Below are 23,496 nucleotides of genomic sequence, written 5' to 3'. Positions count from 1 at the left end.
AAACAATCTCTAAAAAAGAGAAGATACTAAAATTGACAAGCAATTTAAGTATCTTCTCTTTTTTTGGCGTTGAACACTATTTTCAATCTACAACATACCTCATTCAGTAAAAAATCTTTCACCTATGTTATCCCATAGCTAATTTCTTTTGATCTTCATAACTATTCAATCAATTTTAAGGGGCATTAACTAAATTCCATTCAACGTGCCCCGTATAATTTCCGGGTTGTGCTACCTTTGCATCAGTGATTTTGAGCGAGACATTTCCTAAATCATAATTATAGACAGAGGTATGAATTGCTTGAGTAGCTTTCATTATAACGGTTGGGCTATCCGTTTTTATTTCTGGTGAAATAGTACCTTGGACTTCACTACCACAATCAACCAAGTCCGTACTAGGATTAAATGGCGCATTTCCATCATTGATATTTTTCTTCACGATACCTTGGTTAGTTAGGACGATCGAGCTTGTTGGAATCTCCTGAGCGCTATCCCAAACAAGTTGCGCTTGTAGTGACCAACTATTATTAGTTTGACTCTCATCACATACACCGACATCAAAAGAAGTTTGTTTAATAAATGGAATATATTGCTCTCCTGATTCTTTTAATGGTGTTTCAAGAAAGCTAAATTTCTTAGGGATATAAGAAAGTCCAAATGAACTTGTTGTTCCCGGTCTCATATTGTCTGAAGGAGATGGCATTTCTGGTAATGGTGACCAGATGGCTTGATAAGTCGTATTGAGTAAGTCTGTCACCTGATTTCCACTGCCCCCTTCTTTTATGTTCCAGCCGATAAAAATGCTATTTGGTTTCTCAGCGACTAGAGTAGCTTTGAATTGATCAAGTGTTGCCATTTGTAGTTTAGGATCGGTAGGAGAAACCGCAACAGATTGGAAATAGTGTTTTGTTATACTATTATCTTCAAACGTCCCCCCGTTGGCATCAAAAGTAGGACCAGCGATTATCCGATTATTTGAAAGATAATTATAATTCAATAGTTTATTATCTTTGGCAATAACTAATAGTGGAGTCTTGTTGTCTGTAGTAAAGATATTAGTAGTATCAGTGACATTCGTCAGATCAAATTGTCTTAAATCTAATAAATTTAACTCATTCATGCCAAAAAACATGCTATTCATAAACTTTGCTTTCTCTGTTTGAAAAGAGCTCAAATCTAATTTTTTTAAACTAGACAAATAGGCAAACATATAATTCATATTCATCACTTGACGAACATCCCAATTTGCTAATTCTAATTCTTGTAAATTTCGATCTGCATTGAACATATAATTCATATCTGTAATATGGGAAGTATCCCAACCACTCAGATTCGCTTTAGTTAAAAGAGGATCATTAGCAAACATCGCTCCTGTGTTTGTCACTGTACTAACATCCAGTCCCGTCAAATCTACTTCCTTTAAATTCGACCAAAATTGAAAAGCATATCTTAAATCTGTCGTTTGAATTGGTACTTTATTCCCCGAAGCAATTTTAAAACTGGTAATCGATTTATAATTAGGGAAAACTGCAGTGTTGATATTGTTCAAAATAGTCGGCTTTCCATTGATTACTGTAGGCACAACGATTTCTTGGCTCTTTCCAATGTATTTCGTTAAAAGATAACGATCCTTTTGTGGCGTCAACTGATATTGCCATTCCGATACAGTACCGGTTGCTGCTGTAACAGAGGAAGTTATTTGATCTACAGGGGGCATCGCTACATAACTCCCCTCAATAGAATGTTCATTTTGTTCTTGCAATTGATTCTGTAATGAAACAGGCCAATGACTTAAATCTAAATTTTTTAATGCGTGACAATTAGTGACGAATTCTTTGACACTTTTAATCATGGTTGTCTTCCAATTGTTGATTCCCTCAATTTTTGTTAACTGTGGACAATCATTAAACATATCACTCAAATCTTCTGGCATTTCATTTTCTAAGATTGTCACTTGTGTTAAATTCGGACAATTCATAAACATACCTGATAGATTAGTCGCATCAAGTTTGTTGATCTTTACAGACTGTAATTGAGTACAGTTTTTAAACATCTCACTTGTATTAGCCACCTGACTAAAATCAGTCAGCCCAAAATCAACATTTTTGAGTGTTTGGTTTCCAGAAAATACTTGTGTCAGATTGACACTATTCCCATGATCACTAGCCATGCAAGGGGTGAAAGGGAGATCAGCAGACACCGTCAAAGAATGCACTTCATTTTTGTTGATATCTCTCAAAAATTGTGGAGATAAGATTAGTTTTTTTATATTTGGTTGAATAGCATCTAAAAATGAAGAATTAATCACGATGGCTGGGACTTGGGTATTGTCTGACAATCCTGACAGTGTTAGTTCTGAATTATTCAATCGATAGTTGATGTGTTGATAGACTCCCTCATGACTTCCTGCTGTTGGCGATTCTACTACTTGCTTCAAGTCGTTGTTTTCAACGGTAGTCGCTGTTTGGCTATCCGCAAAGCCTGATTGTCCATAATAAACCATATTTCCTAACAAAATCATCATGATCGAAACATATTTTATTTTTCTCAAATCAGTCAGCTCCTCTTCACTTATAATTGTTTCGCCACAACGAAAAAGTATCCAACGCCTAATAAGATGAAACTAATTGAAGTCACAAGAATTAGTGTATTAAGATAAAGAATCGTTTTATTTTCTTCTCCTATAATCACTCTTTTATAATTCATTAAAAATAGGTAAATGGCTGCGCCCATGAAGAGAATACCCGTTGAAATAATAAAAATCGGTATCGTATACATAATTGTCCACTCCTTCCAATCAAATAAATATAAGACTTATACTTATTTGATTCCTCCTTTGAAAGTATGTTATTTCTGTTCATAAAGTAAATCATTCATACTCCTATTTTTTCTAAAAATGGATATAAACGAAAAAAGAGAATGAGTACTCATTATTTTTTCTTATATCTTATAGCCAGATAGATGATGCCAGCTACATTGACTAAAAAGAGAATGATCCAACTAATTTGGAGCCATTGAGGAACAACAACGTGATAAAGCGACTGTTCATTGATATCATTAGCCGTTGTTGGATTGATCGTAAATTCTTTGCTAAATAACCATTCCTTGCCACCTGCCTTAACTGAACCAGTAAAAACATATGTCCCTGCCTTTAGTTCATCCTTTTTCCAATCAAATTGAAAAGGATAGACTGAATAAGGTGCAATATTTACATTTGTTTTTTGTTGCTCTTTGATGACTTTATCTGTATTTTTTTCAAGAATTTTACCTGCAACAGTTGCTTGATCAAATATATAAGGATTAGGATTTAAAATATCTGCTTGAATGATTTTTCTTCCATTTGATAAAATCGGAGCGACTTTTTCTAAAGTAACAGAAATAGGTTGATTCATTTTGGTTTTTGCATTGTTGGTTAAAACTACTCCTAATGTGTAGTTATACGTATTTTCGATTGATACTTCTTTTTTCTGGTCTTTTGGTGTTTTTTCAGCTTTCTCAGAAACCACGATTCCTCCGACGACCACACCGGGAAATTTTTCTTTGGGTAATGTAACCGTAAGAGAGGTCTTTACTTCACTCTTTGCTGGTACTTTGACTTCTGACTGTGTCGCTTTGACGATCGAAGTCAATGGTAATTTCAAATCTTTGTTGTCTTTTATCGTACCTGTATAATCTAACAAACCATTCACATTGGTATTTGCGTTTGTAACTTTAACCGTTAATCGTTTCTCCTGATTTGAACTATTGATCAGTTTAACACCCAATTGATCTTGTGTACCTGGTTGCTCACATAGATAAAAATAGCCTAAATTAGTATCAATTTGATGCACATTGGGAATACGTTCGATCGTATAGCCTCCCATTATTTCTTCTGCTTGAACATCCAACGTACCAATAAACATAAACATAAGAAATAAGATGATTGATTGCACTTTTTTTAACAATACCGTTCTTCCTTCCTTTTTTTGATTATCAGCAGCTCTTTGATCAAAAGCTTGGTCTGCCAATAATCAAAAAAAGGAAAAGAGTAAGTCCTTTCCCTTCTTAAGGTAATTATGGAGCAACCGATAGATTCCATTCGACATGTCCTGTATGTGTCCCTGCTGGCGTAGTTTTTGTATTTGCTATTTTAAGAGACACTTGTCCTAATCCATAATCATAGGTGTCATTATGCACAAATCCCTGTGTTCCTGACATCAATAAAACTTGAGCATCTGATGTAATCTCAACATTAGGCACAGCAGTAACTGAACCAGCTGGAGCGTCCACTAACTGACCATTTCCAGTATTGACCTTCGCATTAGTTCCAGTATGGGCAGTTTGAATCGACATTCCTTTTTCTCCATTATCCCAAACAACTTGTGCTTTTAAAGACCATCCCATAGTTTCCCGAGTTTTGTCTTTGACCCCGACATCAAATGTGCCAGAATTTTGCGGCATGGTCACAGGGATCGTCTGAGAGCCAGTTTCCAATAATTTTGTTGACGGGATTGTAAAAGTACCTGGTTCATAAGCAATCCCAAAGGCAACCGTAGGATTATTTGATTTATTCCCTGGATCAGATGAGCTGGCAGGATCTTTCGTATTACTTGGTGGCGTTGGATTACTCCCACCATTCGTTGGTAATTCAAGTGGCGCACTGATAGGTGTTTCAGCTGTTGCTGGACTCGGAGTCATAGTTGTGCTTGCTGCGTATACCCTTGGATTATTAATTAATAAAAAAGAAGCCAGCAAGCCAGTGCTGATTAAAAAAGTACTTTTTTTCATTTATTTCACTCACTTTCTTTTTCAAACATCGGGTATTTTTATACTGTCCTGATTGAACAAAAAAAGCGTATCATTAAACTAGATTCAGTTTTTGTTCGTTTTTTTTGATTTCATACTTGTTTTCAAAAAAATCTAAGAGACTGAGCAGTAAAAGTAGTAAACAGGGCGATCATTTGTACATGACTTTTAAAAATAAATCGTGTACTTAGCAACCCGATGCATAAAAAAAACCATAAAATCCGAAAATAACATCCTTATTTTCTGGATTCTATGGGTTATTTTTTAGCTAGTGAGTTTTGCCATAATGTGATTAATTTTGAGTCAGGATATGAAGTTCAGGATACAATAAATTCAACACGTCTAAAGTCAATCTTCTCCCTTTACCTGCAAATGGGTACACGTGCATATGCATCGCTGGATTAAAGTTAGCTTCGATAATCCCATAAGCAGTAGCGCTGTTTTCCGGTGCTACCTCTTTGTCCGGAATAATCAAATCGATTCCACTAATTTTTGCGCCTAAAGCTTCAACTGCAGAAACAGCTATCTGCTTATAACTTTCAGAAAATTCGTCTGTGACATCAATCGAATCGCCACCTGTACTAATATTAGAATTTTCTCGTAGATAAACAACCTGATCTTTCTGGGGAACAGAAGAAACGGTAAGACCTTGTTCTTTTAACATCAGTTGCTCTAATTCTCCTAATTGAATTAGCTCTAAAGGTGCTCGATGATTTGTGCCTCTTAAAGGATCAAGATTCTTTTCAGCGACTAATTCAGCAACTGTACGTTGTCCATCTCCGACGACATTCGCAGGTTTACGAAGCATGATTGCTTTGACTTTGCCATCAATCACAAAGAAGCGATATTCCGTGCCTGGCATAAATTCTTCTACTAAAATCGAACGATCTTCGCTAAAGGCAATCGCAAGTCCTGCTTGATAGTCCGCTAAATCAGCGCCTTCTTTAAAAATCGTGATGCCCAGTCCATAGTTCGTTGATTTAGGTTTAATGACAAATGCTTTGTTTGCAAATCTTGGATAGGCTTTGACTGCTTCCTCCATTGTCGTAAACTCGGCTCCGTTTGGCACACGATAGCCGGCTTCTTTCAAGACTTTTTTAGTGACCGTTTTATTTTCCATGATCAAGGGAACGATATAGCTATCTTTACTTGTCATATTTGCATTTTTCACGTACTCAATATGATCGTGATGCTGTAACCGCAAAAATTGATCCGATTCGTCAATCACTTTCACTTCAATACCTTTTTGGATCGCATCAAATAACAAGATTTGCGTAGACAACTCCATCTCTCTAAATCCTGCGAGTTGATACGGACGTTCATGCGCTTTTTGATAGTAAGAAAGACCCAAAGAGGTAGCAAACTGATGTTGACTACTTTCTTTTGCTGCTTGATAGATTGTTCCTGCTAGTGTTTCACTTGGACGTTCCAGTTCTTCTAACATTTTTTCAATCAATGGTAGTGCCTCTAGTTGCTCAAGTTCGAGCGCCATTTTCTTCATATCAGTTAAAAGATAACGGCCTTCCTCGATAAACTCGGTTTGATTTAGAGGATGTTCAAGAGAGACGATTTCATTTTTTCTAGTTCCTTCTTCTACCCATTGATCAGCTGCTTCTTTTTCTTCCGTCCATAACATATAAGTTAAAAATAACTGTAAGAAACGAACTTGTTCTTGATCAATTCCTAAACGTGCATTGGGATTTAAATCGATATTTCTTAATTCGATATAACGCACACCCGTTTTAGCTAAATCTGCTACCCGTTTACCACCACGAAAACGAAGTGGCGTATAAAATTCTTTTTCTTCTGATAGTTTTCCTTCTTCAACCATCTTTTCAATGTCGAACAAATATTGCTCCATTGAAGCATACGAAACTTTGACATTTGGATGATTCGTATAACCATACGAACTATTCCGAATACTTCGAACTGGCTCATTAGGAGCTGGTTTATCAATGAAATAGTTTGCTTCACTTAATGGTGATGCCCCATAAAAATAGGTAATCAACCACCGATAGCGCAGAAAATTGCGCGCAGTTTTCAAATATAGCTCTGTTTTAAAAGCAGCAAACTCCGAAAACTCTGTTTGTTGCACAAACAACGATCGAAGCAAATCATCTCCAAATTCAAAATTAAAATGGATACCACTAACCATTTGCTTTCTTTTCCCATATTCTTTAGCTAAATAGCGGCGATATAACACATCTTCAAAATTTGCTAATTTTGCAATCATGATGTCTTCATCTTTTGCTGGCAATGCTGGTGGCATACTTAAAGGCCAGATCATTTCATTTTCAGGAATTGAGCGAGCAGCAACATCATAAATGGCTGACATATATTGGAAAAGCTCATGGATCGAATCGGTGACTGGTGTAATTAATTCAATTTGTGTTTCACTAAAGTCTGTCTGTATATATGGATGAAACGTACGATCGCCAAAAACACTTGGATGATCAGTACGTGTTAGATCTCCTGTAAGGTTCACTCGCTGTCCTTCTCGTTCTACACCAAAACGTGCTTGATCGATAAATGGACGTGAACTAGGATGTTTTAGTAATTGTTTAAAATTCATGTTGATTATCCTCCAGTTCGTATGCCTCTAATTATAGTAAAAAATAGCCAGAAAAAGAATGAAATTGTTTCAAAATATAAAAAAAGCCTGTCCAATTTTATGTACGCTTACTTCGTCGGTTGGGTTGGTTCACTCCCATACCTTACTAATACCATCATTATATGTAGAATTACCGTTACCTTTCTATAAGAAAAAGCATCTAGCTAAAAAGATTCAATTTTTTAGCTAAATGCTCTTCTTGCTGATAAAAAGAATAACTGCTTACTCTTCTTTCAACAATCCTTTAAATAAACCAATAACAAAATCATTAGGTTCAAATGGTTCAAGATCATCGATTCCTTCGCCAAGCCCTACCAATTTCACCGGTAAGTGAAGTTCATTACGGATGGCTAACACGATCCCACCTTTGGCTGTACCATCTAGTTTGGTTAAAACGAGCCCAGTGACATCAGTTGTTTCTTTAAATTGTTTTGCTTGTACCATTGCATTTTGACCAGTAGTCGCATCTAGTACAAGTAATGTTTCGTGAGGTGCATCTGGTAATTCTCGTTGAATGACACGTTTGATTTTTTCCAACTCATTCATCAAGTTGACTTTGTTTTGTAAACGTCCAGCTGTATCTACTAACAACACATCTGCCTGTTCACTTTTCGCACGTTCCATCGCATCATACACAACTGCTGCTGGATCGCCACCAGCATTTCCCCGAACCACTTCGACACCAGCACGTTCGCCCCAAACCACTAATTGGTCAATCGCACCTGCTCGGAAAGTATCGGCTGCTGCCAGCAGCACTTTTTTCCCTTCATTTTTGTATTGGTGGGCTAGTTTTCCGATACTGGTTGTTTTTCCAACACCGTTTACCCCGACAAACAAAATAACTGTTAATCCTTCTTCTTGTAGATTTAATTCATTAACTTCGTTGATTCCTTCTTGTTCATATAAATCCACTAATTTTTCAATGATTGCATTTTGGATCTCAGCTGGTTTCTTTGCGTTTCTCAGTTTTACTTCTTGACGCAACGCTTCAGAAATCTGAATAGCCGTATCAAACCCAACATCCGCACCAATCAGTGTTTCTTCTAATTCTTCAAAAAAGTCTTCGTCTACTGTCCGAAAATTAGCAAACAATTCATTCATTCGTTCGCCAAATGTTTTTCTGGTTTTTTCTAACCCTTTATCATATTTCTCTTGTACTTCGACTTCTTCTGGTTCTTGTTGTTCACCAGTAAAAGCACGCTTGATTTTATCAAAAAAGCCCATACGATCCCCCCTAATCTAAAACAAATTTTTCGATAACTTTGGCTACACCATGTTCTAAGTTACTTGACGTAACATAATTCGCTGCTTCTTTAACAAATGGGACGGCATTTGCCATGGCAACACCCATTCCAGCGTATTCAATCATCGGCAAATCGTTTTCTTCATCCCCAATTGCCATGATCTCAGCTGGTTCTAAACCTAAATCTTTTGCTAGTAAAGAAATACCATAAGCTTTTGTCACACCTTTTGGCATAAATTCTAAAAGCATACTGCGGGTCTTGATGATTTCATAACGTTCATGAAATTCGGCTGGTATTTCTTTGATCTTAGGATCTAATTCCGCTTGCGGATAGGCAATAACTGCTTTATTCAACACAAACGCGTCTGTCAGATCTGCTAAATTTGCCGGTTGAAACTGCAATAATTTATTTAATGTGTTGTATAAAGATTTCTTCCCTGGTGCAGTCGGTAATTGTAAAACCACATGATCTGATAATACATCTAAGGGCAATGCCAATTTTTGCGCAAGATCATATAAACGATGGATATCAGCAACTTCCATCACTTTTTTCTCAATGATTTCTCCTGTATCATTTTTTTGAACAAGACCACCATTGAAGGTGATGCTATAATCCCCTTCGTCCACTAATCCTAACTCTTGCAAATAATGAGCCATTGCTGCTAAGGGACGACCAGTACATAAAACGATCTTAACACCTTTTTCTTTTGCTTTCGCTAAAGCTTGCTTATTCTCATCTGAAATTTGTTTTTCTTCATTCAATAATGTACCGTCTAAGTCGATCGCAATTAATTTAATCATTTATTTCCTTACACCTTCGTTTCCATTTTTCCTTCTTCATTGATATCTTCCATGCGGACAGACACAATTTTTGAAACACCTGATTCTTGCATGGTTACTCCATATAAAACATCGGCAGCTACCATGGTACCTTTTCGGTGTGTGACCACGATGAATTGAGTGTCATCTTGGAAATCACTTAAATAACGTCCGAATCTTTTCACATTTGCTTCATCTAACGCAGCTTCTACTTCGTCTAAAATACAAAATGGAACAGGACAAACTCGGATGATTGAAAACAGCAAGGCGATAGCAGTTAATGCTCTTTCTCCGCCAGAAAGCAAGCTCAGACTTTGTAATTTCTTGCCCGGTGGTTGCACTTCGATTTCGATCCCTGTTTTTAATAGATCCGATGGGTCAGTCAATACCAATTCTGCGCGACCGCCACCAAACATATTAGGAAAGACTACTTTAAACTCTTGCCTGATTGCTTCAAATACTTCTTTAAAGCGAGCCCGTACTTCAGCATCCATTTCTTCCATTGTTTCAAACAATTGGTTCTTTGCAGATAACAAATCATCACGTTGTGTGGCTAAAAACGTATGTCGTTCATTCACTTGCTCAAATTGCTCAATCGAACGGATATTCACTGGTCCAAGGTCTGCGATCTGCTCTTTTAAGACTGCTACTTTCGTGCGACTACTTACAATATCGGAAGTTGGCTGGTAATCAGTGACAGCTTTTTCAAAGCTGATTTGGTATTCCGTTTGCAAATAGCTCAGCTGATGATCCAACAACATTTCTGCACGGTCTTTTTGCACTTCCAGTTTCGATTGTTCTGTTAGTTGTTGTTTTTGTTGTTGGTTTTTTTCAGCAAGTACTGTTTCAAGCTGATCGATTTCTTTTTGCGTACGTTCTCGTTGTTCCTTCACTGCCACTAGTTCTGCTTGCAGTTCTTCACGCTGTTGCGCAAGTTCCGTGATTTGGCTCGCTAAACTTTCTTCAGTGATTTCATGATCAGAAAAATCTGCAGTCAATGTTGCTAATTGTTGCTCTAAACTTGTCTGACGTTCAAGTGCTTCATTTTTTTGAACACGTGCTCCGCGTAATTGGATCTGTAAATGATTGAATTGCTCTTTCAAGACAGCTAAATCTGCTTGTTCCTGTGCTTTTCGTGCTTGGACTTGTGATCGTTTTTCTTCCATTTGATCACTTTCTTGGTTCAGTGATTTGATCTCTTCATCGATTTGTTGTCGTTGTTGTTCGATTTCCTTTTGTCTTGCCGTTAACTCTGCTTGTTGTTTTTGATATGTTTCGATGAATTGTTGCAATTCTCTCGTTTCAAAGTTTGAGAGTTGCTTTTCTTTTTCAAAGCGTGCTAAGTCATTCGTGATATTTTGCAGTTGATTCGTTATTTCCTGCTCTTCAAACCGCAATTGTTCATTTTGCGTACGCAACTTTTCTTGTTTTTGGCTCAAGTCAGCGACTTTGGTTTGTAGTTCTTGAACAATTTTTTCTTGATTTTGCAACTGCTGATCTGCTTGTTCATATTCTGCTGTCAGCTGTTTCAATTCTTGATTTTGAGAGAAGAGACTGCCTTGATTCCCCCGTTTATTTGCTCCACCCGTCATGGAACCACCAGCATTCATCACGTCTCCTTCCAGAGACACTACTCGGTATTGGTATCGTATGGTCTGAGCAATAGCATTGGCACTAGTTAGATCCTTCGCTAATAAGATCGTTCCCAATAAATTGTGGACCACGGTTTGAATTTCTGCAGGGAATGTCACCTGTTCACTTGCAATACCTAAAAACCCATCTACCGTTGCTGCTTGCGAAAGAACGTGCGCAGGTAACTGTCTAGGTTTAATCGTTGTTAACGGTAAAAAGGTCGCTCTACCCCCTCTTTGCTTTTTCAAATAAGTGATTGCTTGACGTGCATCGTGTTCGTTTTCAACAATGACGTGTTGCGCTGCTCCACCTAGAGCTGTTTCGATTGCAAGGGTAAAAGAGCTAGGTACATCAATTAACTCAGCGACTGCACCTACGATACCAGATAATTGTTGTTTATGTTGTAAAACTAACCGAACGCCCTGGTAAAAACCAAAATAGTTTTCTTGGATTTCTTGTAAACTTTTTTGGCGTGCCTTTAATTGTTGGACTTGGTTCATCAATTGGTACATTTTAGGTTGTTCATTGGTTAATTTAGTTTGTACTGTTTTCCCTTTTGTTTGAACTTCTTCCAACTCATGTTGGTTCTTAACTAAAGCTTGTTGAAGATTTGCTTGTTTTTCAGATAGTTCCTGTTTTTGAGAGGATAACGCCAAGACAGAGGCTTCTACTTCTGATTGCTTCGCTAATGTTTGTTTACTTTTGGACGTTTCTTGTAAATATTGACGTTCAAGATATTTCAATTCATTTCCGACATTCGCTTGTTCTTGCATCAAATCAACATATTGATCTCGTAATTCAGATAATAATTCCTTCGTTGATTTTTGATATTTTTCCAATTCTTGTTGTGTCTTCATCAACTGTTGTTGTGCTTCTTGGATTTCTGTTTCTTTTTCAGTTGTTTCTTTTGTCAATTTTTCCTGAAGTTCCTCAAAATGCGCTACTTTCTTTTGCGCCTCGGCCAAAGAAGCCTGATATTCTTGCGTACTCTTTTGTGTATGCTTTGTCCGCTCTATTAAGACATCTTTTTGCCCTTCTGCTTGTTTTAATCTTTCAGACAATGCCAACAGACTTTGTTGACCTTTTTCAATTTGACGGTCTTTTTTGGCGTTTTGCTTTCTTTTTTCTGATAGCACGGCTTCTTGCGATTGGATATGTGTCGCTAATTTTGTCAGCTCTTGATTGAATTGTGTCAGCTGAGTTTGTTTTTCTTCCCACTCTTTTTTCGCTACGTTGATCTCTGTAATCATCAACGCTATATCCGTTTGGGTTAATTCTTCTTTTAACTGCAAAAATTTCTTAGCGATTTCACTTTGCTCAGCTAGAGGTGTTAATTGCTCTTGCAACTCGTAAATAATGTCTTGCACTCGACTAAGATTATCTTCTGTTTCAAATAACTTTTGTTCCGCTTTTTTCTTGCGTTGTTTATATTTTAATACACCTGCTGCTTCTTCAAATATTCCCCGACGGTCTTCTGGCTTACTACTAAAAATTGCTTCTACTTTCCCTTGTGAAATGATCGAAAACGATTCTTTTCCTAAACCTGAATCTAAGAACAGTTCTTGGATGTCTTTCAATCGACAAGGTTGTTTATTGATAAAAAAATCACTTTCGCCTGTTCGTCGATAGCGACGAGTCACGCTGATTTCTTGATAATCCAATGGTAAATAATGATCGGTATTATCCAAAAGTACTGTAACTTCTGCCACATTCAAAGGCTTACGAGAGTCTGAACCAGCGAAAATAATATCGGGCATTTTCCCACCTCGAAGGCTCTTAGCAGATTGCTCGCCTAAAACCCAGCGGATTGCTTCAGTGATATTACTTTTGCCACTCCCATTTGGTCCAACGACGGCTGTCACACTATTTTCAAAATCAATCACTGTTTTATCTGCAAAGGATTTAAATCCAGCTATTTCAATTCGTTTTAAATACACGAAGCGTTCCCTCACTTACTTTTACAGTGCTGCCAGTGCATTTTCTGCAGCAGCTTGTTCTGCTAGTTTTTTCGATTTTCCTTGCCCAGTCCCAATCAACTTGTCATCTACATAGACTTCGATCCAAAAAATCCGTTCATGTGCCGGACCTTCCTCTTTTATTAATCGGTATTCAATAAATACATCACCTGATTTTTGCAACACTTCTTGCAACTTCGTTTTATGATCCATCTCATGTGAAAAAGCACCTGCTTTGACTTTTGGAAAGACAACTGTTTGAAGAAAGGCATGGGCTGCTTCAAACCCTTGATCAAGGTACAAAGCACCTAGAAAGGCTTCAAATAAGTCACAAAGAAGAGCTGGTCTGGTTCTTCCCCCAGAATTTTCTTCTCCTTTACCTAACATGATATATTTATCAAATCCACATTCTTTGGCAAACTTGGATAAACTATCTTCACGAACGATCGCCGCACGTGTCTTTGTTAGTTTACCTTCTGGGATATCTGGATATAAACGATATAAATATTCTGAAACCATTAATTCTAATACGGCATCTCCTAAAAATTCTAATCGTTCGTTATCTGATAGTTGAAGGTTGCGATGCTCATTCACATAGGATGAATGGGTAAAAGCTTGTTCAAGTAGATTGAGATCGTGAAAAACGATAGTATACTTTTCTTTTAATTCATTTGTCAGCTGATTGTCCATTTTTCACATTCCTTTATGGATATTTTTTCAATACTTCCTTATTATACTGGTTTTTGTCTAAATTTGAAATGGTTCCGACAAAAGGTAAGTAAAGGTTTAATAAACCTCAAGGATCCAATGATTTTTTCGATTAAAGAATTTATTAGCTGATCATTTGATTGATTTGATAAATAGTATTCAAAAGTTGCCAGCTATACGAAAAGACCTCCCAAACCGTTTCCGTGTTTGGGAGGTCTTTCTCATTGCCAGATTCATTCATTACTTTCGCTAAACGGCATGTATGTCCTTATTTTAAGAACGTGATTCTGCTGTTACCGTTACTTTCGCCCATGGATTTGGTGCATCATATGACCAATCCCAATCTTTAGTACGATCGCTCACTGGTAGTACTTCATTACGGAACAATGTTGGAATTGCGAAAGCTTCTTCAAATGCATATGCTTGCCATTTTTTATATGCTTCTTTTTGGTAATCTGCATCAAATGCTTCACTTGAATTGATATCATTGATCAATTTCGTATTTTCTTCTGATTCAAAACGAGTGTAGTTGAATGCTGCATTTGGTCCCCATAGTCCGTTTGGATTTGGATCAGTTCCTGTACTCCAAGCTGCTTGATATACATCAATTTCAGGATCGTCATTTTCTAATTTATCGTAGAATGAGTTAAATTCGATTAAACGTCCAGTCGTGTATTTCACATCTAAGCCGATTTTTTTCCATTGTTGCACATAGTAATCAGATAATGGTTGCGCTGTTTCGCCACCTGACATTGAAGCAAAGTTGATCGTTAATTTATTTCCGTCTTTATCTTCACGTAACCCATCACCATCTACATCTTTATAGCCAGCATCATCCAATAATTTGTTTGCTTTATCGATATCTTGCGTAAATCCTTTTAGATCGTCATCGTGGAATGATTCAAATACAGGAGGAATCAATGAAGTAGCATTGCTTCTTAACCCTGCATAGAAACGTTCCCCTACTGCATCGTTATCTAATGCATAACCCATTGCTTGTCGCAATGATTTATCTGCCATTTTAGAATTTGGATCGTATTCAACACTGCTCTTTTCAGCATTCCATTTACCTAATTTGAAGCCTAAGTAAGTGTATGATGTTTGTTCACGTCCTAAGTTTGTGTAACCTGAGACATCTTTATATGTGTCATACGTATCTGTAGGCATTTGGAAAATCATGTCATAAAGTTTTGAGTTCAAAGCTTCTGTTGCACTAGCAATCGGCAATGATTTCATCGTGATTTTTTTCAATTGTGGTTTGCCATTCCAGTAATATTCATTTGGTAGATACTCTACTGATTCTCCTGCAACGATATTACTCATGTAATATGGACCAAAAGTCACTGGATTTTTACGTACTTGATCACTTGATTCCATGTCTTTGATTGCTACACCTTCAAGTGTGTGTTTTGGAGCTGCATATGCCCAAATCCCACCACCTGATTGAAGCATACTTGGTTCCACTTTTTTATATTCGATTTCAACTGTCTTATTGTCCACTTTTTTGATACCTGAGATTGTCGGAGCGCTACCGCTATGGTATTCTTCCATCCCAACGATGTTTCGGAAGTTATCATCATAACGGATACCTGTATAATCCTTGTTACCGATAATTTCATAAGGGAAAATCACGTCATCTGCGGTTACATCTTTACCATCTGACCATTTTACATTGTCTTTTACTTTGATCGTTGCTTTTTTCGTCTCTTGGTCTAAATCTAAACTCGCTGCACCATCATTTGTGATCTTGAAGTCCGCATCATTTGTAAATAGTGCTTCATGAGAAGGTGCCATAAATGCTGCATCGTAAGAATCTTGATAAAATTCCCATTGGAACAATCCTTTGAATTGACTATCGGTTGCTACTGCAGCCTCCAATTCGCCATCTTTTATTGCATCTTTATCATTTTTCGTTGAGATTGGAAATGTTAATTCCTTCTTCTCACCGTTATTTGCTGAACTCCCAGAAGAGTTAGAACCTCCGCCGCTTCCACAAGCAGCTAATGCCATTACTGAAAAAAGTGTAACAACGCCTAAAATTGATTTCTTCATTCCTTATTTCCCCCTTTGCTTTCTTCTTTAACCTAATCGTTGGCGTGCATCGGCAGAACGCTTAAACGCTTGTCCAACATAGTTTATACTCAACATCAATACTAAAATTAGAATTGACGCAGGTAACCAGATCCATTGTCGATTCACTAAAACCTCACCGTTGCTGGCATAACCGATTAGCGTTCCTAAACTAGGAACATTTGCTGGTAAGCCAAACCCTAAGAAAGTCAAAGTGGTCTCGATCCCAATATTTGCTGCAAAGTTCATCGTTAAGTTGGTAATGATCAATGAACTTAAGTTAGGCATGATTTCACGGAACATGATTTTAAAATCACTTGTTCCCATTGTTTTTGAAGCACTCACATAATCACGCCTTGCTTCTGATAAAGTTTTACTTCTGAATAATCGAGCTTTAGCAACCCAATAAAATGCACTCATAATGAAGATGAACGACCAAACATTATATCTAGAGATAATCGATACAAATACGATAATAATCAACATAATCGGTAAAATCATAATGAAGTCAACGATACGCATCAAAATGTTATCGATGATCCCCCCATAAAACCCAGAAATGATCCCTAGTCCAACCCCGATAATCGAAGTGATGACTGTGATTGCAAAACCAATGGTGACGGAGTTTCTTGCACCGATAATCAGTTGTCCTAAAACATCCCGACCACCTTCATCTGCTCCTAAAATAAATTTTGTCCCCTCGGTAGAGATAGCACCTGGAGCTGCATATTTATCAAAGATGCTGACATACATTACTTTATCTTGGTCTGTAAATAACGCACCGATAAAGATAACTAACAATAAAATAACGAGTAAGCCTAATGAAAAAATGGCGATTTTATCTTTTTTAAATTCACGGGCAATCATTCGTAACCCCATTGGCGGGATACTTTCTTGCACAACGTCTTTCTTTTTATCACTCATTTGTCTTTTCTCCTTTCTGATTGAATTTTATTGGATACGGATACGTGGATCAACAATGCTCATGATGATATCTGAAAGCAAGGTTCCGATCAACGTCGCAATTCCTAAAATCAATACTAAGGAGGTAATAACTGTATAGTCACGTTGTCCGATCGAATCAATAAACAATTTACCAACTCCTGGGTAGCCAAAAATCTTTTCAATAACTACTGAACCAGCAATCAAGGAAGTAATTTCATAACCCATTTGTGAAGCCATCGGCAATGCCGCGTTTCGGAAAATATGACGACTAAATACTTTATTGGTTGGTACCCCTTTTGAACGGGCAGTTCGCACAAAGTCTAAAGATTTTGAATCAATGACTTCGCTACGTAAATACTGGATCGTTACAGCTGTAGCTAAAAAGGCTTGAGTGATCGATGGTAAAATGATGTATTTCATGCGATCAATCAACTGGGTGAAAAAGCCCCCTTGGATTCCTAACGTCTGGGAGCCGCTGGTTGGGAACCAACCTAGACGATAACCAAATACAAATAACATAATCAATCCAAAGATAAATAACGGAACAGCAAAACTAAAGAAATTGTAGATTACAACAGCTTTATCCAAAAATGAGTTTTGGTATCTACCCGCCAACATACCTAGTGGTACAGCAATCAAATAAGTAATGATAACTGTTAAGATCGACAAGTAAAGAGTATTGACGATACGCTCACCAATCAAATCAGAAACTGAACGTTTGTATAAGAAACTTTGACCGAAGTCTCCTTGTAACGCATTCCCGATCCATCGGAAATACTGGACATACCAAGGATCATTCAAACCAGCTGCCTGTCTCATTTGCTCGATGACTGCTGGATCTTGGTTGGGGTTGATCAACCCGGTAAAAGGATCTCCAGGCATCGCTTTTGCCAACATAAAGATCAAAATACTAAGAATAATAACTTGTGGGATCATTAATAATACACGTCGTAATATCGTTTTCCACATTAGCTGGCACCTCCATCTTTCAACGCTACTTTATGCGTCGGTGTGATCGTACGGAGATCGTACACTCGACCAGTTGCATCGTAGTACTCCTTTTGATTTTGGATGTACTCACGTTCCACTCTTCGTCGATTCTCTTTGTGTAACTCCCGATTTTCGACATCAATCCGAGGGATAGCAGACAGTAAACGTTTCGTATAAATATGACGTGGATCATTATAAATATCTTCTCGTGTACCAATTTCAACGAATCGACCTTTATACATAATTGCGATATTATCACACATATGTTTCACGACTCCCAAGTCATGAGAAATAAATAAATAACTTAAACCAAATTCTTGTTGGATTCGTTTCATGAAATTTAATACTTGCGCCTGAACGGATAAATCCAATGCAGAAACTGGTTCATCTGCTACGATGAGCTTTGGGTTTGTCGCAACTGCACGTGCAACCCCTAAACGTTGACGCTGTCCACCTGAAAACTCATGCGGATATTTATACAGCGCATCTTCCGGCATCCCTACGATATCCAGTAGATTTTTCACTTTTTTCTTTTCCTCTTGATCACTCAAACGTTCAAAGTTACGGATCGGTTCTGCAATAATATCCAATACTCGCTTTTTAGGATTCAAGCTGGACATTGAGTCTTGGAAGATCATTTGAACATCTTTGTTATAGCCAATTTTTTGTCGGTTACTTTTTTTAGTGACATCTTTACCTTCATAAATGATTTGTCCTGAAGTCACTTTTTCTAATCCAACGACTGCTTTCCCTGTCGTTGATTTACCAGAACCAGATTCTCCGACTAAGCCATACGTTTTTCCTTTTTCAATAATGAAGTCGACACCATCTACTGCATATACATGATCCGTTACTCGATTAAAGAATCCACTACGAATAGGATAGTGTACTTTCAAATCGCTGATTGTAATTAATTCTGTCATCTACACCTCTCCTTTTTCGTCTCTAAAGTGGAAATGTTTGTAGCAAGAGCAACGAACCAAATGATTCGGAGCAATTTCATGAAGGACAGGGTTTTCTTCGTGATCACTGGCTGGAATCCAAGGAATCCGAGGAGCAAAACGACAACCAGTTCGTGGCATGTTTTTCAAAGAAGGAACAACGCCTTCAATCACATGGAGCTCAGCTTCATGGTTCCCCTCTTGAGGAATAGAGTTCAACAATGAACGGGTATAAGGGTGTTTAGGATTTTCAAAAAGTTCTTTGACCCCAGCTACTTCAACAAATTGACCGCCATACATTACCGCTACCCGATCAGCCATTTCTGCCACGACACCCAAGTCATGCGTGATCAGAATGATTCCTGTTTTGGTTTCTTCTTGTAAGTCTTTTAATAAATCAAGGATTTGCGCTTGAATCGTTACATCTAGCGCTGTCGTTGGCTCATCCGCAATAACAATCGGTGGCTTACACGCAATCGCAATGGCGATGATTACCCGCTGTCTCATCCCCCCAGATAATTCATGGGGATATTGTCGTCCGACTCTGGCAGGATTAGGAATCCCAACTTGCTCCAACAATTCCAAGGCACGAGCTTGCCGTTGTTCAGCGTTCATTTTGGTATGATAAGATAACCCTTCCTTAATTTGATCTTCAATACGCATCAAAGGGTTTAACGCAGATAACGGATCTTGGAAAATCATCCCAATATCATTCCCGCGGATTTTGTTATACAAAGTTTCATTCAATTCAATCAAGTTTAAATCATTATATAAAATTTCGCCTGTGATCTTTGTGTTGTTTGGATCAAGTAACCCCATAATAGTAGTCGCTAATGTACTTTTCCCGCAACCAGATTCTCCAACGATTGCTAAGATCTCGTTTTTATCTAATGTAAAAGAAACGTCATCTACTGCATCGTAATACTCATCTTTAAGACGGAAGCCTGTATGTAGGTTCTGAACATCTAATAGTTGATTATCTGACAATCGAATACCCCTCTCTGCTCCCTGGTTGGAAGTTTTCTTAATAAAAAATGATATCCCACAGAATAAAACGTTTTATAATAAGCGTTATTCTAAGGATAGTGCAATATATTATTAATAATTATATATAAAACCCCTCTACAATGCAAGAAAATTTCAGTCAGTTGCCAGAATTGTCAGAAAAATCTATTTAAAATAAAGATAAATCACTTGAAAAATTAAAAAAAAGTGAGTAAAGATCCGATTGATCTTTACTCACTTTCATGCTGATGATTAGTTAAGATGATTGCTGATGTAGTCAACTGCCCCACCAACTGTTTCAATTTGTTCTGCATCTTCGTCAGAAATTTCTGTTCCAAACTCATCTTCAAGTTCCAAAACAAATTCCATGATGCTGATTGAGTCAGCTTTTAGGTCATCTTTGATATTTAATTCATCAGTTACTTTATCTGTATCAATTTCAAAATGATTTGAAATAATTTTCGCTACTTTATTAAATACTTCTTCACGTGACAATGTTTTCACCTCCAACAATTATCAAAATTGCCGATTTCCTTCACCAAGGCTAATTTTACTGACATTTTCTAAGATTGTCCACCTTTTTTTCTATAGGGTCGTCGACGAGCAACCAGAAACATTATTCTGCAGGTTTTTCGAATTGTTCAACTAACTGCCCTACCACATTGGTTTCCAGCATAGTGTGGATTTGTCTGATGGTATGTCTCACTGCATCTGGTCCAGTCGCACCGTGAGTTTTGATGACTGGTGCCTTTAATCCAAAAAGAACTGCTCCGCCATGTTTTGAATAATCCATTTCTGATTTTAATGAACGTAACCCATCTTTCAACAATAGTGCGCCCATTTTTCCTTTAAACCCTTCATTTAAAATGGCAGCTTTCAGAAGGTCCATCAGATTCATTGCTGTTCCCTCAATGGATTTCAATACTGCATTGCCTGTAAATCCATCGGTTACAACAACATCTGCTACCCCGTTCAATAGTTCCCTCGCTTCAACGTTTCCAATAAAATTCAAACTGGTTTCATTTTGAAGTAATTCGAAAGCTTTTTTAGTTAATTCGCTTCCTTTTGTTGCTTCCGTCCCATTATTCAATAACGCAACTCGAGGTCTACCGATTCCTCGGACTTTTCTTGCATAAAATGAGCCTAAGATGCCATATTGTAATAAATGTTCCGGTTTATTTTCAGCATTTGCACCTAGATCAAGCATATCAAACCCTGCATTGGGTTGACCGACTACCGGTAAAGTAGACATCAGACCAGGGCGTTCGATGTTTTTGATACGACCAACAATAAAGAGTCCAGCTGCTAATAATGCGCCAGTGTTCCCCGCTGAAAAAATCGCGTCTGCTTCACCATTTTTGACAGCTTGTGCTGCCAAAACCATCGAAGCATTCTTCTTACGGCGAATGGCTTTAACTGGTTCATCATCACTATCGATTTTTTCATCTGTATGAATGATCGTCACATTGTGTTCTGTTGTTAGATATTTTCTTATTTCATTTTCCTTACCATAAAGGATAAATTCCACATCTGGGAAATCTTTTTGAGCTAAAGCCACACCTTCCACAATGGCTTGTGGTGCGTGATCTCCACCCATTGCATCTACGGCAATTTTCATTATTTCCACTCCTTTTTTATCATCACTATAAAGTATAGCACAGTCTATTAATCAAAATAACGATTATCTTGATTTTCCAAGTCTAAACTGCGGACCAAATGTTGGTATTCTGGCAATAGTTGCCAATCCTTTAACTGCCATAGCTTTTGTGCCTCATCACGAGCTACCTCTAATATATTACTATCTGTTACAAGATCAGCAATTGCAAATTGCGGTAAACCTGATTGGCGAAAACCAAATACTTCTCCTGGTCCACGCAACTCTAAATCTTTCTCACTTAGAATAAAGCCATTGTTCGTTTCTGTCATTATTTTCATTCGCTCAATCCCTAATTCATTTTTAGGATTAGCTACCAATACACAATAAGAAGCATCACTACCACGTCCAACACGTCCACGTAATTGATGTAACTGTGCTAATCCAAAACGATCAGCATCCATGATCAACATGACTGTAGCATTCGGAACGTTTACACCCACTTCGATGACCGTCGTTGAAACCAAGATTTGCATCTTGTTTTCTTTAAATGTTTCCATAATTGCTTCTTTTTCCTGGTTCTTCATTTTACCATGTAACAATCCGACTTCATACTGAGGCGCAAAAAGCGCACTTAATTTTTCATAAATTTCAACAGCGTTTTTAACGTCTAATGCTTCTGACTCTTCAATCAACGGGCAAATGACATACATTTGATGTCCTTTCGCCAGTTCCTTCCATGTCCAATCTAACACACTATTTAATTGTGGCGTACGAACCCATCTCGTCTCTATTGGAATCCGGCCAGCTGGAAGTTCGTCAATTACCGAAACATCCATTTCTCCGTATGCAGTAATCGCTAAAGTCCGAGGAATTGGTGTGGCTGTCATAAATAAAACATCTGGAAGCCAGCCTTTTTCACGGAGTACTTTTCGCTGATTCACACCAAAACGATGTTGTTCATCCGTAATAACTAAACCTAAGTTTTGAAATTCGACTCCTTCTTGAATCAACGCATGGGTACCGACAACGATATCGATTTCTCCTTGTTCCAGCAATTCGAGTAGTTCTCTTCGTTCTTTGGCTTTTGTCGAACCCGTTAACAGAGCAAGTTTAACTTCTTGCGCATCAAATAATTGAAGAAGGCTTTCCATGTGTTGTTGTGCCAAAATTTCAGTTGGTACCATCAATGCGCCTTGAAACCCTGCAGTGACCGCCGCATATAAGGCAATTGCTGCAACAATCGTCTTTCCGCTACCTACATCACCTTGCAATAGGCGTTGCATATGTTGCGGACTTCTTAAGTCACGACAAATTTCATTCGTGACTCTTTTTTGGGCATCCGTCAATTCAAAAGGTAGTTTTTGAATAAATTGTTTCAAGCGCTGGATGTCATATAAAATTTCAATGCCATTTGTTTCTGCTTTTTCCGATTTTTTAAGCCCTTGAAGTCGCATTTGAAATAAAAAGAATTCTTCAAAGACAATTCTTCGTTTTGCTTGATGGTTTTCTTCATGATTTTTCGGAAAATGCATGCTCTTAACAGCTGTTGACCGATCCAACAGTCGATATTTCTCAACTAATCCATTGGGAAGATTCTCTTCGATCAAATCACCATACTCTTCGAACCCTCTTCGAATCAAATCGACTAAAGTTGTTTGACGGATTGATTTATTGACATGATAGATTGGAGAAAAATCATCCACCGCTTGAGAACCCAAAATTTTCATACCATTTAATGACTTCCGTTTCGCATCCCATTTTCCATAGACAGCAATTTCTTCGGATAAGATCACTTTATCTTTCAAATATGGTTGATTGAAAAAAGAAACATTGAAAACAGCATGATCCTGCATCATACGAAATTGGAGTCGATTCTTTTTGTAGCCAAAGCGACTCATTACTGGTGGTGAAACAACCAGGCCTTTTAAAGTCACTTTTTCTTGATCAAGTATTTCATTTAAATTTCTTTCTTGAATGTCTTCATAGCGAAAAGGATAATAGGTCAATAGGTCTTCGATGGTTTGGATTCCCAGACCAGCAAGACTATCCGCCCTTTTTGCTCCCACACCGGCTAACATCGTCACTGGATCATTTAAAGACCTCATATTTCACCCTCCTTTACCGTATGTTTCACTATCAATCCATTCCTTAGAAATAGGGCTGCACCAACAACCTGGTACAGCCCCCGTTCTTTT

Annotated in this window: 17 protein-coding genes; all 17 read right to left on the bottom strand. The window is 37.7% G+C overall.

Going from position 1 to position 23,496, the window contains the following annotated elements:
- Positions 1 to 175: 175 nt before the first annotated feature.
- The 17 genes from IGJ18_RS00600 to recG all read right to left on the bottom strand — a co-directional run bounded on the left by IGJ18_RS00600 (position 176) and on the right by recG (position 23,406).
- Positions 176 to 2,551 (bottom strand): BspA family leucine-rich repeat surface protein, encoded by a 2,376-nt coding sequence (locus tag IGJ18_RS00600; RefSeq protein ID WP_438842722.1) that lies wholly within the window; start codon positions 2,549 to 2,551, stop codon positions 176 to 178.
- Between the two features lie 20 nt (positions 2,552 to 2,571).
- A complete protein-coding gene (locus IGJ18_RS00595; protein ID WP_438842721.1) occupies positions 2,572 to 2,778 on the bottom strand; it encodes a hypothetical protein in 207 nt (68 codons plus the stop codon).
- A 152-nt stretch (positions 2,779 to 2,930) separates the two neighbouring features.
- Entirely contained in the window at positions 2,931 to 3,944 is a 1,014-nt protein-coding gene (locus IGJ18_RS00590; RefSeq protein ID WP_438842720.1) for a WxL protein host-binding domain-containing protein, read from the bottom strand.
- Positions 3,945 to 4,053: 109 nt separating this feature from the next.
- On the bottom strand, positions 4,054 to 4,767 hold the full coding sequence (locus IGJ18_RS00585; protein WP_368016479.1) for a hypothetical protein: 714 nt from the start codon (positions 4,765 to 4,767) through the stop codon (positions 4,054 to 4,056).
- Positions 4,768 to 5,077: 310 nt separating this feature from the next.
- The gene (gshAB, locus tag IGJ18_RS00580) at positions 5,078 to 7,357 is read right to left on the bottom strand and encodes a bifunctional glutamate--cysteine ligase GshA/glutathione synthetase GshB (RefSeq protein ID WP_438842719.1); all 2,280 of its coding nucleotides are present in this window, start codon (positions 7,355 to 7,357) and stop codon (positions 5,078 to 5,080) included.
- A 261-nt stretch (positions 7,358 to 7,618) separates the two neighbouring features.
- On the bottom strand, positions 7,619 to 8,620 hold the full coding sequence (gene ftsY / locus IGJ18_RS00575; protein ID WP_010720411.1) for a signal recognition particle-docking protein FtsY: 1,002 nt from the start codon (positions 8,618 to 8,620) through the stop codon (positions 7,619 to 7,621).
- 10 nt (positions 8,621 to 8,630) lie between these two features.
- Complete coding sequence (locus tag IGJ18_RS00570) at positions 8,631 to 9,440, bottom strand: Cof-type HAD-IIB family hydrolase (protein ID WP_161652151.1); 810 nt, start codon at positions 9,438 to 9,440, stop codon at positions 8,631 to 8,633.
- An 8-nt stretch (positions 9,441 to 9,448) separates the two neighbouring features.
- The gene (gene smc / locus IGJ18_RS00565; protein ID WP_438842718.1) at positions 9,449 to 13,027 is read right to left on the bottom strand and encodes a chromosome segregation protein SMC; all 3,579 of its coding nucleotides are present in this window, start codon (positions 13,025 to 13,027) and stop codon (positions 9,449 to 9,451) included.
- 21 nt (positions 13,028 to 13,048) lie between these two features.
- Positions 13,049 to 13,735: a ribonuclease III gene (rnc, locus tag IGJ18_RS00560; protein WP_010720414.1), complete on the bottom strand. Its 687-nt coding sequence runs from the start codon at positions 13,733 to 13,735 to the stop codon at positions 13,049 to 13,051.
- Positions 13,736 to 14,026: 291 nt separating this feature from the next.
- Positions 14,027 to 15,805, bottom strand: a complete 1,779-nt coding sequence (locus IGJ18_RS00555; protein WP_010720415.1) for an oligopeptide ABC transporter substrate-binding protein — start codon at positions 15,803 to 15,805, stop codon at positions 14,027 to 14,029.
- Between the two features lie 27 nt (positions 15,806 to 15,832).
- On the bottom strand, positions 15,833 to 16,747 hold the full coding sequence (locus IGJ18_RS00550) for an ABC transporter permease (protein ID WP_010720416.1): 915 nt from the start codon (positions 16,745 to 16,747) through the stop codon (positions 15,833 to 15,835).
- Positions 16,748 to 16,774: 27 nt separating this feature from the next.
- On the bottom strand, positions 16,775 to 17,737 hold the full coding sequence (opp4B, locus tag IGJ18_RS00545) for an oligopeptide ABC transporter permease (protein WP_010720417.1): 963 nt from the start codon (positions 17,735 to 17,737) through the stop codon (positions 16,775 to 16,777).
- Entirely contained in the window at positions 17,737 to 18,681 is a 945-nt protein-coding gene (locus tag IGJ18_RS00540; protein WP_010720418.1) for an ABC transporter ATP-binding protein, read from the bottom strand. Before IGJ18_RS00540 ends, opp4B begins: the two co-directional genes overlap by 1 nt.
- Positions 18,682 to 19,686, bottom strand: a complete 1,005-nt coding sequence (locus IGJ18_RS00535) for an ABC transporter ATP-binding protein (protein ID WP_010736807.1) — start codon at positions 19,684 to 19,686, stop codon at positions 18,682 to 18,684.
- Positions 19,687 to 19,956: 270 nt separating this feature from the next.
- The gene (gene acpP / locus IGJ18_RS00530; protein ID WP_010720420.1) at positions 19,957 to 20,199 is read right to left on the bottom strand and encodes an acyl carrier protein; all 243 of its coding nucleotides are present in this window, start codon (positions 20,197 to 20,199) and stop codon (positions 19,957 to 19,959) included.
- A 121-nt stretch (positions 20,200 to 20,320) separates the two neighbouring features.
- A complete protein-coding gene (gene plsX / locus IGJ18_RS00525; protein WP_010720421.1) occupies positions 20,321 to 21,322 on the bottom strand; it encodes a phosphate acyltransferase PlsX in 1,002 nt (333 codons plus the stop codon).
- A gap of 47 nt (positions 21,323 to 21,369) precedes the next feature.
- On the bottom strand, positions 21,370 to 23,406 hold the full coding sequence (gene recG / locus IGJ18_RS00520) for an ATP-dependent DNA helicase RecG (RefSeq protein ID WP_438842717.1): 2,037 nt from the start codon (positions 23,404 to 23,406) through the stop codon (positions 21,370 to 21,372).
- Positions 23,407 to 23,496 lie beyond the last annotated feature (90 nt).

Source organism: Enterococcus sp. AZ078 (assembly GCF_051714985.1).
Taxonomy (GTDB): Bacteria; Bacillota; Bacilli; order Lactobacillales; family Enterococcaceae; genus Enterococcus_B; species Enterococcus_B hirae.
The sequence above is the reverse complement of the archived record's forward strand: the minus strand, read 5'-3'. Positions and strand labels throughout refer to the sequence as shown.

Coding starts and splice junctions, on each gene's coding strand:
- IGJ18_RS00555 (WP_010720415.1), bottom strand. CDS start 15,805: ATGAAGAAATCAATTTTAGGCGTTGTTACACTTTTTTCAGTAATGGCA.
- IGJ18_RS00550 (WP_010720416.1), bottom strand. CDS start 16,747: ATGAGTGATAAAAAGAAAGACGTTGTGCAAGAAAGTATCCCGCCAATG.
- IGJ18_RS00540 (WP_010720418.1), bottom strand. CDS start 18,681: ATGACAGAATTAATTACAATCAGCGATTTGAAAGTACACTATCCTATT.
- IGJ18_RS00570 (WP_161652151.1), bottom strand. CDS start 9,440: ATGATTAAATTAATTGCGATCGACTTAGACGGTACATTATTGAATGAA.
- rnc (WP_010720414.1), bottom strand. CDS start 13,735: ATGGACAATCAGCTGACAAATGAATTAAAAGAAAAGTATACTATCGTT.
- gshAB (WP_438842719.1), bottom strand. CDS start 7,357: ATGAATTTTAAACAATTACTAAAACATCCTAGTTCACGTCCATTTATC.
- IGJ18_RS00595 (WP_438842721.1), bottom strand. CDS start 2,778: ATGTATACGATACCGATTTTTATTATTTCAACGGGTATTCTCTTCATG.
- plsX (WP_010720421.1), bottom strand. CDS start 21,322: ATGAAAATTGCCGTAGATGCAATGGGTGGAGATCACGCACCACAAGCC.
- ftsY (WP_010720411.1), bottom strand. CDS start 8,620: ATGGGCTTTTTTGATAAAATCAAGCGTGCTTTTACTGGTGAACAACAA.
- opp4B (WP_010720417.1), bottom strand. CDS start 17,737: ATGTGGAAAACGATATTACGACGTGTATTATTAATGATCCCACAAGTT.
- IGJ18_RS00585 (WP_368016479.1), bottom strand. CDS start 4,767: ATGAAAAAAAGTACTTTTTTAATCAGCACTGGCTTGCTGGCTTCTTTT.
- recG (WP_438842717.1), bottom strand. CDS start 23,406: ATGAGGTCTTTAAATGATCCAGTGACGATGTTAGCCGGTGTGGGAGCA.